This window comes from Streptomyces sp. NBC_01384 (genome assembly GCF_045040035.1).
GTDB lineage: Bacteria > Actinomycetota > Actinomycetes > Streptomycetales > Streptomycetaceae > Streptomyces.
Window position 1 is genome coordinate 9,926,003 of sequence record NZ_CP109559.1, and the last position, 14,301, is coordinate 9,940,303.

General features: G+C 71.8%; 10 protein-coding genes. 3 read left to right on the plus strand and 7 right to left on the minus strand.

Annotated features, from left to right (window positions below):
* Positions 1 to 1,411: 1,411 nt before the first annotated feature.
* From OG747_RS45635 to OG747_RS45650, 4 genes are all read right to left on the minus strand, one after another.
* A complete protein-coding gene (locus tag OG747_RS45635; protein ID WP_095856654.1) occupies positions 1,412 to 1,570 on the minus strand; it encodes a DUF6760 family protein in 159 nt (52 codons plus the stop codon).
* Positions 1,567 to 2,049 carry a hypothetical protein gene (locus OG747_RS45640; protein WP_351527922.1) on the minus strand — a complete coding sequence of 161 codons (483 nt, stop codon included), beginning with the start codon at positions 2,047 to 2,049 and terminating at the stop codon, positions 1,567 to 1,569. Before OG747_RS45640 ends, OG747_RS45635 begins: the two co-directional genes overlap by 4 nt.
* Positions 2,049 to 2,492: a phage tail protein gene (locus OG747_RS45645; RefSeq protein ID WP_054230236.1), complete on the minus strand. Its 444-nt coding sequence runs from the start codon at positions 2,490 to 2,492 to the stop codon at positions 2,049 to 2,051. Before OG747_RS45645 ends, OG747_RS45640 begins: the two co-directional genes overlap by 1 nt.
* Positions 2,493 to 2,560: 68 nt before the next feature.
* On the minus strand, positions 2,561 to 4,141 hold the full coding sequence (locus OG747_RS45650) for a phage tail sheath subtilisin-like domain-containing protein (RefSeq protein WP_405885258.1): 1,581 nt from the start codon (positions 4,139 to 4,141) through the stop codon (positions 2,561 to 2,563).
* 231 nt (positions 4,142 to 4,372) lie between these two features.
* On the opposite strand from OG747_RS45650, the gene OG747_RS45655 reads away from it, so the two are divergent.
* Entirely contained in the window at positions 4,373 to 6,025 is a 1,653-nt protein-coding gene (locus OG747_RS45655) for a DUF4157 domain-containing protein (protein ID WP_405885259.1), read from the plus strand.
* 127 nt (positions 6,026 to 6,152) lie between these two features.
* Positions 6,153 to 7,592: a hydrolase gene (locus tag OG747_RS45660; protein ID WP_405885260.1), complete on the plus strand. Its 1,440-nt coding sequence runs from the start codon at positions 6,153 to 6,155 to the stop codon at positions 7,590 to 7,592.
* A 67-nt stretch (positions 7,593 to 7,659) separates the two neighbouring features.
* On the opposite strand, the gene OG747_RS45665 is transcribed toward OG747_RS45660, so the two are convergent.
* The 3 genes from OG747_RS45665 to OG747_RS45675 all read right to left on the minus strand — a co-directional run bounded on the left by OG747_RS45665 (position 7,660) and on the right by OG747_RS45675 (position 11,274).
* Positions 7,660 to 9,663 (minus strand): ATP-binding protein, encoded by a 2,004-nt coding sequence (locus OG747_RS45665; protein WP_405886043.1) that lies wholly within the window; start codon positions 9,661 to 9,663, stop codon positions 7,660 to 7,662.
* Between the two features lie 95 nt (positions 9,664 to 9,758).
* Entirely contained in the window at positions 9,759 to 10,478 is a 720-nt protein-coding gene (locus tag OG747_RS45670) for a DUF4255 domain-containing protein (protein WP_143606978.1), read from the minus strand.
* Between the two features lie 133 nt (positions 10,479 to 10,611).
* Positions 10,612 to 11,274, minus strand: a complete 663-nt coding sequence (locus OG747_RS45675) for a LuxR C-terminal-related transcriptional regulator (RefSeq protein ID WP_405885261.1) — start codon at positions 11,272 to 11,274, stop codon at positions 10,612 to 10,614.
* Between the two features lie 189 nt (positions 11,275 to 11,463).
* On the opposite strand from OG747_RS45675, the gene OG747_RS45680 reads away from it, so the two are divergent.
* The gene (locus OG747_RS45680) at positions 11,464 to 14,289 is read left to right on the plus strand and encodes an AAA family ATPase (protein ID WP_405885262.1); all 2,826 of its coding nucleotides are present in this window, start codon (positions 11,464 to 11,466) and stop codon (positions 14,287 to 14,289) included.
* The last annotated feature ends 12 nt before the right edge of the window (positions 14,290 to 14,301 follow it).

Genomic DNA, 14,301 nt, shown 5'->3' on the forward strand with positions numbered 1-14,301 from the left:
CTCCCGGCTCGGGAGACTCCAGTCGAGACGGTGCCGCACCTGATGACGACGACCCCGAAGGCGGCATCCCTGGCTCTGGGGACGGCGTCCTGGGAGACGTCGTCGCGGAGGGAGCGGGGGGAGTCGTCGCACCGCTGCGTGCGGCCGGTCGTCCCGTTGGGGTTCCCGTCGCACGCTGCACCGGACGTTGTACCGGCGTCGCGTGCGAAGGCGGAGTGGACAAGGGCGCGCCCAGCCCCGAGCGTCGACGCGGCGGACCCGCAGTCGGGCTGCCGCCCGGAGTCACCGGAGCCACTGGAGCGGTCGGTGCCGCCGATGCCGTCGGTGCTGCGGGAAGGGGAGACGCCGGTACGGATGCCCCGGCCGACGGCTCGTCCCCAACGGACGGCGCCCCCAGCCCCGTACGTCTGGAACCGCCCGACGTACTCCGCTGGACCGGAAGATCGGACCGGGCGGCAGAACCGTCGCGCGATCGCGACAGGGAGACGGGAGGCGTGACCGGGCCGGCGGAGGCAGCCGGTGTCCCGGAACCCGGGAGCGTGGCGGCGGGAACCGAAGCCCGGGGAGCAGTGCCCGATGTCCGGGAGACGCTCACCGAAGCGGCAGAGCCGGACGGCGTCGCGCCACTACCGCTACCACTGCCACTGTTAGTGCCACTACCACTGCCACTGTCAGTGCCACTACCACTGGCACCGTCACTGCCGCCGCCACCGGTAACCGGGACGGTGACGGCGGGCGTCGACGACGGCTGAGGTACGGACTGCTGAGGTACGGACGGCAACGGCGCGGACGGCTTCATCGCCGGCAGGGCCCGCCGCTGTACCGCGGGCCTGGCCGGTGCCTTGGTCAGCGAGGTCGGCCGTGTGGCCCGGGGAGCGGCGGGCGTCACCCGTGGGCCCGCCGGGCCGAGGGCCGCCACCGGGGAGCTCATGCGCTGCACGGGCAGCGCACCGGTCTCCTCGCCCGACTCCGCGGGCGAGGCAACCGGCAGGGAGAGCGAGGGGAGTTCGAGCCCGGAGGCAGGTCCCACCGGGGCGGCGAGCAGGCCCTTGACCAGTCCGCCAGGGGCGCCGTCGAGGACGGCGTGCGACAGCGTGCCGGTGAGGGAGGGGTTCTGCCAGGTCGTCAACCGGCCGCCGAACCCGGCGTCGGCGACGGAGCCCGGCCGGTCCGTGGCCCGCTGGATCGGCGGCAGCGCGGGCCAGGCGGCAGGCCGGACCACACGCGCACCGGCCCCCCGCCCCGCACCGCCCGCCGTGGACGTATCGCTCACCCCGGCATTCGCACCGCCGTCCGGAGTCGAAGCGCCCGCCGGTCCGGAAGCGGACGCGGCGGCGGAACCGCTGGCGGATCCCCGCTGGGGTCCGCCGCCCGCGCCGCCCCGCAGCCGATCAAAAAGCCCCACGCCGTGTCACCCTTCTCCGGCGCCGCGGTTGACGAGTGCCGCGATCTGCTCCGTGTAGCCGCGCCGGTCGCGGTGTTCGAGATCCAGGATGGTCTCCAGGCTCCAGTGGAAGTGATAGGCGATGTACGCGATCTCCTCCTGGATGCGGTCGGTCGCGTACGTCACGATTCCCCCAGGCGGCTCCCGCCGAGTTCGACCTCGAACGGCTCCTCGCAGTGCGGGCAGGTCACGGCGGCACGGGTGTGGCCCTCCGCGTTGACCTGACGGTAGAAGTCCTGAAGGAAGGCCAGGTCCGAGGCGAACATGTTCTCCACCACCCCGTCGTGCACCAGCGGAAGCGTGCCGAGCCGGGTGATGACCCGGCCGAGCAGCACGACCGACAGGTACGCCGGGTTCTCCTGCACTCGCATGTCCCGCAAGGGGACCAGCTCGTCGCGAGCGGTGGCGAGCCGCATCACGCCGTGCCGGTGCACGGTGCCGGAGTCGTCCACGTACCCGCGCGGCAGCTCGAACTCGAACTCGGTGCGCAGTGGTTGCGCGGCTGCAGCCGGGGCCGGGGCCGGGGCCGGAGCCGGAGCAGCGGTCTGCTCCGGCTCCGGTTCGGCGACGGCCGCGGCCGCCGCCCTGGGAGCCGTACGGCGCATTACTCGATGACCAGTTCTTCGAAGGTGATCGTCACGGTCTCGGTGAGCGCGGACGCCTCGCCGGCCTTCACGGTGCTGGTGTCGATCTTGCTGCACCAGGCGTTGCGCATGTTGTACCGCTTGACCGGGTTGTTCATGTAGTCCATCACCATGATGGTGGCGTTCTTGCGGGCGGTGCTCATCTGACCGGCGACGGACTCGGTGATCCACTGGTTGAAGGCCGCCGACTGCGTCATACCGCGGACGACCGTGCAGGTGCCGGCCTTCTTCACGCCCGGCAGCTTCTTCGTGACGGGGATGCCCTGAGAGGAGACCTGCTGGTACTCGATGACGTCCTGCTCGATGCTGAGGCCGCTGACCTCCGCGAGGTACTCGACCATCACACCGTCGATCTGGAGGCCGAAATTGTGTGAAGTAAGGGCGTCACCCGGCTGGAGACTCATCTGTTCTCTGTCCTTCTAGGGTTTCTTGGGCGTACGGGGCGGAGCTGGTGCCCGAGAGGGCGGTACTGCTACTCCTCCAACTCGCCGCTGCCGCTGGAGAACTGGGCCAGCCGGAAGATCACGAACTCGGCGGGCTTGACCGGCGCGATGCCGATCTCGCAGATGACGCGGCCGAGGTCGACCGACTCCGGCGGGTTGGTCTCCTCGTCACACTTGACGTAGTACGCCTCCTCCGGCCGCGAGCCGAAGAGGGCGCCGTTGCGCCACTCGTTGACCAGGAAGGCGGAGACATTGCGCCGGATCCGGGCCCACAGGGCGTGGTCGTTCGGCTCGAACACCACCCACTGGGTGCCGATCAGGATCGACTCCTCCAGGTAGTTGAAGTACCGGCGGATGTTGAGGTAGCGCCAGGCCGGGTCGGAGGACATGGTGCGGGCACCCCAGACACGGATGCCGCGGCCGGGGAAGGCGCGGATGCAGTTGACGCCGATGGGGTTGAGCAGGTCCTGCTCGCCGCGGGTGATCTGGAGCTCCAGGTCAACCGCTCCTCGTACGACCTCGTTGGCGGGCGCCTTGTGCACACCGCGCTCGGAGTCGTTGCGGGCCCAGATGCCGGCGACGTGGCCGCTCGGCGGGATCAGCCGGGACTGGCCGGTGGCCGGGTCGAAGGCCTTGACCCAGGGGTAGTAGAGGGCGGCGTACTTGGAGTCGTAGCCGGCCGTCTCCTGGCGCCACACCCGGATCTGACGGGCGTTGAGGCCCGGCGGCGGGTCGATGACCGCGACCCGGTCGCCCATCAGCTCGCAGTGCGCGATCAGGCCGAGCTGGACGGCCTTGACGGCCTCCAGGTCGATGGCGCCACGCTGGTAGGCGGCCATCAGGTCGGGGACGGCGACCATCGAGACCTCGTCCACGGCCTCCAGGCCGCCGAAGCCGGTGCGGTCGGCGGAGTCGCCGAGGTACTGGGCGGGGCCGGGGTGGCCGTCCTCCGTGGTGGCCGGGACGGCCGGGGAGGAGGCGGACGGGGCGGCGAGCGCCACCGTCTGGTTGTCGGGGCGGGCCAGCTGGGCGGCGGGCGCGGCCTCCTGCACGGCGATGAGCTTCGAGCGCTCCTTCACCTGGGTGACCACGTAGTTGCGACCGCCCTTCTTGGCGGTCACGTCGAAGGTCTCGGCGACCTTGTCGCCGTCCTTGACGATCAGCTTGAACCGCTCGGCCGGGCCCTCGCCCTCGGGATCGGCGACCTCGACGCTCAGCGAGCCGCCCGCGACGGCGCTCACCGAGAACGTGCCGAGCTGCTTCGGCTCGCCCGGCGGCAGCGCGGCCTGCGCGCCGGAGCCGGTCACCGCGGCGGGAGCCCCGGAGTCGCCCGCAGCGCCGCCGGGCGTTCCGCCGACCCGGACGACATAGGCGGCGCTGCCGCCGTTGTTGAAGAAACCGTAGACGGAGTGCGCGAGGTAGTACCCGTCGGTGAACTCACCGAAGGCCGCCACGTACTGCGTCCAGTTGGTCACCAGTGTCGGCTCGTGCAGGGGGCCGATCGGGGCGAGACCGACGAAGGCCGCCACCGAGGTGCCCACGCCCTCGATCGGACGCGAGCCGCTGGCCACCTCCTCGACGTAGACGCCCGGCGACAGGTAGGACGGCATGCTCTGCTCTCCTCGGGGTACGAGATGGGACGTCACTCACCCTCACGCGCGAAGCGCGTGCGCCGAAACGTCTTTACGTACCCGGTAGGGGGCAGCTTTGTTGCCCGCAGGGGCACATGGCGCGGACGATGAGGGACGCTGCCCCCAGGACTGCCCTTGAGTGCGTTCCCCGCGACGGCGCCGTCCGGTACACCTTGCAGATTGGTGCACCCGCGTTCGAATGGAGTCCTAGTGCACGCGCAGGGCAAGGAGATCGACAAGACCCGTGGCCGGACGGGCGAGGGCCGGCCGTCCGGCCGTGCCCCCGCGCCCGGGCCCGCCGCAGGGATCCTGGCGCTGCAACGCGCCGCGGGCAACGCGGCGGTGGCCCGTGCCGTCGAGGAGCAGCGTCACGAGCACGACGCGAACTGCGGCCACGGGCCCTCGGTCCAGCGCTCCGCCGTGCACGAGGTGCTGCGGTCCCCGGGCCGGCCGCTCGACGCTCCGCTGCAGACCGAGATGGAAGGCCGGTACGGCGGCGAGGACTTCAGCGGTGTACGCGTCCACACCGACGCGGCGGCCCAGCGGGCGGCGGCGCAGATCGGTGCCAAGGCGTTCACCTCCGGAACCGACGTGGTCTGGGACGGTCAGGACAAGCACGTCCTCGCCCACGAACTGGATCACTACCGCCAGCAGATCCGGGGCCCCGTTCCCGGCACCGACAACGGCTCCGGGCTGATGATGTCCGATCGCGGGGACTGGGCCGAGGTCCAGGCGGAGGAGAACGCCCGGCGGGTGATGAGCGGGGCGCCCCCTGTGCAGCGCGCCGTCGACCACACGGCGGAGCGGAGCGGGTCGGGGACGGCGGAGGCGGGGGCGCCGGCGATCCAGCGCACGGTCTGGACGTACAACGCCAGCACCCAGACCCGCTTCGCCATGGGAATACCGGCATCGGGCGTCTGGCAGGACGAGACCAACCCCGCCCAGACCGCCACCTCCGCGCAGTTGGGCGTCGGGGCCGACGGTCTGCGCCACGGGGACAAGTACGACGACGTCACCAGGCGTCACTTCGGCAGTGGGAACGTCGAGTTCTCCCAGCGTGGCACGATCCCCGACACCCCACAGGCGCACCGGAACGGCACCGCGTACAAGGAACGCGAGGCCAGGGTCCGCAACGCGCTGGTCGACGCCAAGAGGAAGATGGCGGAGACCATCGCCATGCTGGGGGCGGGCGGACCTCCCGGCGGCCGGCTCCTCGATGCGCTCAGGTCTGGCTTCCCGGCCTTCCAGCGGGCCACACCGCAGCAGATCGAACCGTTGCTGTCGCATGTCGTGGAGGTTCTCACCCGGGTCCAGACGGGCCTGAACGCGTCGGGCGCGCAGATCGCGCTGGCGGGGGAGACGCCGTGGTACGACCTGGGCGCGTTGGGGTCCGACCAGGCCAACGTGGCCGGTTGGGTCGCCCCCACCATGGGCGAGCGGCTCAGGCCCCACGACATGAAGAGCGAAGAGCTGCCGACGATGGACGCCGGACGCGAGGGCCCGATCAACCTGCGGACACCCGGCGAGAACGTCTGGTACATCATCCACGAGGCCACGCACCGGTTCGCCGGCACGCTCGACTTCCAGTACAGCCCCTACGAGCACGAACTCAACGAGGACCAGGCCGACGTGGGCATGGCACAGGTCTTCGGCTGGAGTCAGCAGGAGCTGGCGCAGCACTCCGCGGGCAGGCTGGGCAAACGTGTCGCCCGCGACCCGGACCAGTACACCGGTCAGGACGAACCGGCCCACCCCGACAAGCAGTTGAACTGGTACGCCATGGGCAGGCGGGCCCTGATGAACGCCGACTCCTACGCGCAGTTCGTCGTCGTGGCCACCGGAGGGACGCTGCCCCGGCGCTGACAGGGTCGGGCCGGGTGCCGCTGCCCCTGCCACGGGGCCGAGAGGGCACCGCGCCCTACCTGTTCGTGCAGGGGCCTTACCCCTGAGGCCGCTGCCCCGGGAGCGGACCTGCGGCTAACGTCACCGCGTGAGCCTTTGGACTTCGCTGGAGCCTGCCTCCAGCACTGTGGATCCCGGTGGCAGCACCAAGGTGCGGTTGCGGTTGCGCAACACCGGTGACGTGGTGGATGAGTACCGGTTCGAGCCGGTGGGTGATGTGGCGCCCTGGACGACCGTGGAGCCGCAGACGCTGCGGCTCTATCCCGGGACGACGGGGACGGTGGAGTTGATGTTCTCGCCACCCCGTTCTCCCGACGCGGTGGCGGGTCCGAATCCGTTCGCGGTGCGGATCACGCCGACGGAGCATCCGGAGGCCACGACGGTTCCCGAGGGGAATCTGACGATCACGCCGTTCACTGAGGTGCGGGCGGAGTTGGTGCCGCCGACGGTGAAGGGGCGTTTTCGTGGGCGGCCGAAGCTGGCGGTGGACAATCTGGGTAATACGAGGCTGACGGCGTCGATCAGTGGCAGTGACAACGGCGATCATCTGTCGTACGACATCCATCCGAGCAATGTTCAGATCGAGCCGGGTCGTGCGGCGTTCGTGAAGGCGACGTTGAAGCCGCGGCAGATCATCTGGTTCGGGTCGAAGGAGCAGCGGCCGTACACGCTGGCGATTCAGCGTTCGGGTACGGGGCCGCAGCCGGTGGAGGGTACGTATGTGCAGCGCGGGTTCCTGCCGCGTTGGCTCGCCACGTTCTTGGGTGCGTTCATGGCGCTCGCGATCACGTTCGTGATGCTGTGGATCGCGTACAAGCCCCCAGTGCGCTCGTCCGCCACGGAGAAGCTCCAGGAAGCCGGCATCAGCACGCTGCCGCCCAGCCCCTCGGCCTCCGCCGCGCCACCCACGCCTCCCTCGCCCAGCGCCCAGGCCCCGGTCGTGCCCTCGGGGCCCGAGACACAGGCCGCGAGCGGTTCCGGAGGGGGCGGCGGAGGTTCGTCCGAGACCAAGCCGAAGGAGTCGGCCAAACCGCAGGAGGACACGGCGGCGACCGCCGTCGTGCAACTGGCCGCGCAGGACCCCGGACGGCACATCTGCTACCGGGCCTATCTGACGGACAAGGGCTGGACCAAACCGGTGTGCGACGGGGCCATGGCCGGCACCGTGGGACAGAACCGCCCGATCAAGTCCCTCAACCTCGCCACGTCCGACACCGACGGCACCGCTGCCACCGCCTTCGTCTACGACTCCCAGTCGACCAACGGCAACGGGCACTATTTCGGGCCGTGGAAGGGCGTGGTCGACGGCGCCGACCTCTACATCGGCAGCACCAAGAAGGACGACCCGTACATGCTGGGCTTCGCCATGAACGTCGGCCAGAGCAAGGGCGTCGTCTGCCAGACCGCGCACGTCCACAACGAGGGCTGGAAAGGCCTGGGCTGCGACGAACCCGGCGGGGACAACTACATCTTCGGCGGGACCCTGAGCAACCTGCTCTGGCTCGAGGCCGTCAAGTTCACCGTGTGAAGCGACCCTGCCCGGCCGACAGCCGTCGGCCGGGCAGGGTCGTCCGCGCGGGCAGCCGGGCGAGGAGCTACCAGGTGCCCTCGCCCGGCACCAGCCGGCCCGCCTTGCGGTACTCGCGGCGCGCGCCCTCCAGGAGGTCGGCCGTGTCGACCTGCGCACCGCGGCCGGCGGCGCCGTAGGCGGCCGTGACCACGGCGCTGCGGATCGAACCACCGGCCAACTCGAAGTCACGGGCGACGGCCCGCGGATCGGTGTCCTCGGCGCACGGTACATGGGTCAGGGCGTGCTGCCACAGGGCCAGCCGCTGGTCGGCGTCCGGGAACGGGAAGTCGATCACGAGGTCGAGACGGCGGGTGAACGCCTCGTCGATGTTGGCGCGCAGATTGGTCGTGAGCAGCGCGATGCCGTCGAAGGACTCCAGCCGCTGGAGCAGATAGGAGCTCTCCATGTTGGCGTACCTGTCGTGCGAGTCCTTGACCTCGGACCGCTTGCCGAACACGGAGTCCGCCTCGTCGAAGAGGAGCACGGCGTCGGTGCGGTCCGCCTCCGTGAAGATGCGTTCCAGGTTCTTCTCCGTCTCGCCGAGGTACTTGTCGACGATCGAGGAGAGTTGCACGACGTAGAGGTCGAGGCCGAGTTCGGCGGCCACGACCTCCGCGGACAGGGTCTTGCCGGTGCCGGAATCACCCGCGAAGAGGCCGAGGACGCCCCGGCCACGCCCGCCGCCCGCGCTCAGCCGCCAGTCGCCGAGCACCTGGTCACGGTGGCGGGCGCGCAACGCCAGTTCGTGCAGTTGCACCAGCGGTTTGTCGGGCAGGACGAGATCCTCCCAGCCGACGTCCGGACGGATCCGGCGGGCGTGCCGCTCCAGCCCGGAGGCGGACTGCTGCCGGGCGGCCAGCCGCAGATGAGCGGGGGTCAGCGCGGTACCTTCGAACACGGCGAGGCGCTGCGCGGCACGGGCGGCGCGCAGGATCCGGTCGCCACCGAGCCGGTACGGCGCGACCACCGGGGCGAGGTCGAAGCCGGGGGCGGGCTCGGGTACGGGTACGGGTGCGACACGGGCGGAAGCCCCGGTGTCGCCCTCGGTGCCGAGCGCCATCGCCCACGCGTCCACCGCTCCGGAGCGCAGCCGGGGCGCGTCCAGGACGAGCGGGTCGCGATGGTCGCACCAGTGCGGATCGTACGGACGCGGATCGGTGAACAGCACGGACACGTCGTCCACCGCCAGCGCCCGCATCAACGGGGCGGGATCCTCCGGCAGCGGCGACACGACGATCGCGCAGTCACGCAGCCGGGCCTCGCGGAGCAGGTCGGCGATCGGCTCCTGCCCGGCGGTCCTGTCCGGAGCGAAGTGGAGCGCCTCCTGCCCCGAAGCGTCGCGCAGCGCGCCCGCGGCACAGGCGAGACCGTCTCCCGCCCGGTGTTCGCGCAGATAGACGGTGAGCGGGGCGGCCGCCAGCCGGTCGGCGAGCCTGCGCAGGAAAACCTCGTCGTACTGCTCGCCCCGCGCCGGCACCCGGAGCCGGTGGACATGGCCGGTCAGTGCGGCGTCCAGGGTCTCGTCGCCCAGCAGGTGCGCGATCAGCCGGTCGGGTACGCGCAACGACCTGCTCAGAAAGGGGCGTTCGGGTTCCTCGACCACTGCCAGGCCCAGCGCGGCCAGCGGAGCCGAGGGATGGAACCGGGCCCGTGCCTCGGCACGGTGTGCCGGAAGTCCGCACAGGTCGAGCGAGAGCCCGGTGGTGGCCCGGCGGCGGCTGACGTCGTCGTTGAGGTAGCCGTACAGCGGCTCGAAGGTGCGGTCGAGGTCCGGGGCCAGCGCGATGAGCAGGATCCGGACGTCCAGCTCGGTCAGCCCGAGCCGCCGGGCCAGCAGATCCAGCCGGTCGCCCCGCTCGGAGACCCAGCTCTCGGGAGCGGGGTCCTGACCGGCCGGCTCCAGCAGATGCCGTACCGCGTCCTCGGACAGATACAGGCCGCGCAGCGGATCGGCCGCGGTGGGATCGGTCGCGCTGCGGTGTTCGACCAGCAGCGCCACATGCTCGCGGAGCCGGGACACCCGGAGCAGGAGCGCGTCGGCCGATCCCTCGGAGGCGGTGGCGGGTGAAGTGTCGTCGCTGGACGACGAGGTGTCGGTGGCGGCCGACGCCGGGACGTGCGGGGTCACTTCGCTCGCTTCTCTCCGTTTCGATCCTCCGCGACCGGGCGGTCCCCAGCCGGGAGCTCCGTGCCCGCTGCCGTGTCGGCCGCGGTCGTGGAGGCCAAGTGCCGTGCCCGGTGCCGCCGTTCGGGCGAGCCCTCCAGGGTTCCGTCCATCCCGCGTACGCGCACGCCGGCGCCCTCCGTGACCGGCGGCCCGGCGTCGTACTCCGGGAACGACGGGAACGGCGCGGTCACCACCAGATCCAGCGACGGCTTCAGCTCGCCGCCGAGCGCGGACCAGATCTCCGCGAGGGACCGGGACTCGGTGTGCAGATTCGCCACCGAGAGCGGCACGGACAGCCCCAGTGCGGCCAGCGCGTCGGGCAGTGCGTGCGGGGGCAGGATCTCGTGGGGGAGCAGCGTCGCCAACACCGCGGACAGCAGCCGGTGTTCGTCCTGCGGCTGCTTGGTCCAGGCCGTCACGAGATACGACAGCCGGAACCAGCGGGGCGGCTGGCGGCGGCGCAGCACGATGCCGCGTTCGTCCCGCACGGCCATGGCGCCGCGCTCACGGCGCCGCACGTCCTCGCGGATGTCGTACAAGTAGGCGTTGATGGCGGGCGCGTTGCGGCGGGCGGCCCACTCGCGGCTCGGCGCGTCGAAGGCGACCTCGATACCGGAACCGGCCAGCGCACCGCTCCTGAGCAGCCCTTTGAGGACCTCGTCCACCTCGTGAATCACCGTCGTGCTCCCGCCGTGCCGTCACGTCCTGCCGCGTACCAGCCGTGGGCCGGCTGAGTACCCGCTCTGTACCCGTCTGCTGTGATCCGCTCGGTACCCCGTTCGACAGGCCCCGTGCGAACGATCGCCCGCCTCAGATGTAGCCTTCCCTGAGCGCATAGGCCACGGCGTGGGCGCGATTGCGCAGATGGAGCCGGGTGGTCAGCCCGTGCATCACGTTCTTGACGGTACGTTCGGAGTAGGAGAGCTTGCTCGCTATCTCCCCGGTGTCCAGCCCCTCGGCGACGAGCCTCAGCACATCGATTTCGCGCGGCACCAGGCCGGAGAGCGGAACTCCGGTCTGGCCGGAAGCGGTGCGCTGGAGCGATCCCACCTGAGTGATGAGGCGTCCCAGCAGATCCGCGGGCAGATCCCCGTCGCCCCGCGCGGCCGCGAGCACGGCCTGTACCAACCGGTGCGCACTGGCCTCGTGGCGCCAGACGATGGCGCCGACACCGCACTCGATGACGTCGAGCAGCTCGGCCTCGCGGATCGCGTTCACGACCAGCACGGCACGCGCCCCGTCGCTGCGTACGAGTCGGCGCAGCCGGGACAGCGTGGTCTCGTCCGGTCCCTCGTTGACCAGGACGGCCACGATGCCGGGCCCGGCCTCCGCACTGTCGAGGAGGTCGATCACCGGGTGCTGCCCCAACTGGCTGCGCACCCCTGCCCGGGAGATCGGGTCGGGTGCCTGGACCACCACCGGTATGCGGTTTCCGGAATCCACCGCACCGGTGTCGGCGGGCCGCTGTGACACGCCTGCGTCAGTGGTCCGTAATGAACTGCGCAACCGCTTCTCCCAAATCCACGTGCTGGTAGCCCCTGTGTCGCCAGTGGCCGAAGGGCTTGTCCCAGACTTCTGTGCTTGGCGTGCCTCGCGCAATCGTGGAGGACCACGAGACGTACCACGAGATGGATCATGAAACGTCCACGACAGGAGACATCGATGGGCGAGACCGAAGCGCTGCGTGAACGACGGGAGGCCCTGGAGCTGGTGGCCGCCGAGGCGGACCGCGCCTGCGCCGGGTCCGGCCGTCTGGTGCTGCTCAAAGGGGCCACCGGCACGGGGCGCACCGCCCTCCTGGAGGCCGTCACCGAGCGGGCGGCGGCCCGTGGCATGCGGGTGCTGCGGACCCGCTGCTCGCCCGACGGCGAGGCCGGGGAGTTCGCGGCGGTCCTCCAACTTCTGTCATCGGGCGGCGAATTCGATGCCGGAACCAAGCTTTTTCCGGACATTTTCGACGACAACCCGCACCACTGGTCCTACGCCGAACACCTCTGGAGGCGGCTGCGCTCCCACGCCGCCCACGCCCCGCTGCTGCTGGCCGTGGACGACGTCCACAGCGCCGACGAACCCTCGCGCCGCTGGCTCGTCGACGCCGCCCGGCGGATCGACGCACTGCCCGTCCTCCTGGTGGCGACCGAGCGCAGCCAGTACGACATCGACCCGCCGTCCGCCGGTCTGGCCCACGCGCTCTCGCCCACCCTGGTGCGCACCCACACCCTCGCCCCGCTGAGTGCGAACGCGGCGGCGCAGCTGGTCCGTTCGGACGTCGGCGCCGCCACGCCCGCCTGGGTGGACGACTGCGTCCGGGCCGGCGCGGGCAGCCCCCTGCTGCTGCGCGCCCTGCTCGACGACCTCCGCGCACAGGAACCGGACGGCGCGCCCCCCAGGAGCGTGCCGGACACCTGTGCCGCCCTCTACCCGGGTGCCTATCCGGCCGCCGTCTCCTGGTGGCTGGACAGCGCCGGAGAGGCGACGGCAGGGGTGGCCCGCGCCCTCGCGGCGTTGGACGCGGACGTGTGGGAGGAGGGCCACGCGGAGGAGTTCGCCGAACTGCTCGCCGAGACGGCGGGCGCGGACCCCGCCCGGGTGCCCGGCTGGCTGACCGCCATGACCCGCCTCGGCCTGCTGCGGCCCGATCCCGACGGGCGGCCATGCTTCGCCCACCCGCTGCTGCGGGACGCGGTGCTCAGCGGCTGGCCCACCGTCCGGCGGCAGGCGGCCCACCGTACGGCGGCCGAAGTGATGCTGGGCCGTGGCGACCGCGCCGAAGCGGTGGCCGGACAGCTGCTGCGGACCCCGGCCGTGGGCGCGGCCTGGGCCACCGTGGCGCTGCAGGACGCCGCGTCCGTGGCGGTGCGGGACGACAGGCCCGACGAGGCCGTGTCGTATCTGCGTCGTGCGCTGGACGAACCGCTGACGCCCGCCCGCCGGACCATGGTCCTCACCGAGCTGGGCTCCCTGGAGTTCGCCGCCGCCCGCTCCTCGGCCGGGATACCGCGGCTGACCGAGGCGACCCGGCTGCCGGGCATGCCGCAGGACCGGGTACGGGCGGCCGTGGCCCTGGGCACCGTACTGGCCCGGCGCGGCAAGGCCCGCGCCGCGATGGACGTCCTGCGGGACCTGGACGAGCAACTGACCGACCATCCGGACCTGACACGGCTGCTGCAGACCGCCTCGGCGCTGCTGTCGGACCACGACCAGGGCATCCGTCAGGAGGCGTACCGCTGGCTGCACGGTGCCGCCGAGCAGTCCCCGGACCTGGTCGGAACGGCAGGGCAGGCCCTTCTGGTCCGCTACGACGCGACGGCCGGACTGATCCCCGCCGCCACGGCCATGAAACGGATCCACGCCCTGCTGGACGAACCGATCGACGCGCTCGCCGAACCCTTCCTGCTGGGTACGGCCGCCGCCGTCGCGCAATGGGCCGACGAACTGGCGGAGGCCGAGGGGCTGGTACGCCGGGGACTGGACCGGCAGAGCCCGTCCCTGTTGCACCCCATGCACCAGGCGCTGCTCAACGTACGGGCGGACATCGCCGCGACGCGCGGACAGTACGCCGATCTGCTCGCCGAACCGGCGGCCTGGCAGGTCACCGAAGCCACCCGGAACCGGCCCGCTCCGGCCAACGCGCACGGACACGCCGTGATCGCCCTGGTCGAGACGGGCCGCACCGAAGAGGCGGCCCGCCTCGCGGACAGCTTCGACCTGGGCGACGCGCACGACTCCTGGGAACTCAACCGATTCCTCTACGCGCGGGGCGTGTTGCGGTCCGCGCAGGGGGATCACGCCGGCGCGCTGGACGACTTCCTGGAATGCGGCCGCCGGCAGACGGCACGGGACGTGGTGAGCCCCGTGGTCACGCCCTGGCGGACCGCGGCGGCCGAGTGCCGCAGCGCGCTGGGCCGTCCGCAGGAGGCCCTCACGCTGGCCCGTGAAGAACTGAGGCTCGCCCAGGTGTGGGACACCCCCCGGCTGGTGGGCCGGGCGCTGCGCGGGCTGGCCACCGCGACCGGGGGCCGTCGCGGTCTGGAACTCGCCGATCGTGCCGTACGCATCCTGCGGGACGCCTCCGCGCAGACCGAGTTGATCCCCGCCCTGATCGGACAGGGGCGTCAGCTCGTCGCGGCCGGGGACCGGAGCCGGGCCCGCGACGCGCTGCGCGAGGCGGCCGAGCACGCCGAACGGCTGGGCGCGGTACGGATGCGGGCGCTGGCCGAGGAGGTTCTCCCCGAAGGCCGCTCCCGCGGCTCGGCGACCGCGCTCACCGGATGGGAGGCGCTGACCGGCAGTGAACGCAGGATCGCCGCCCTCGCGGCCGACGGGCGGACGAACGCCGAGATAGCCGAACTCCTGCACCTGGCCCGACGCACCGTCGAGACCCATCTGACCAGTGCCTACCGCAAGCTGGGCATCCGCCGCAGGACGGAGCTCACCACGGTCATCGGCGAGCGGCCGGCGGATCCGGTGGAGGAGCCGGGCTTCTGACACGCCCCCGAC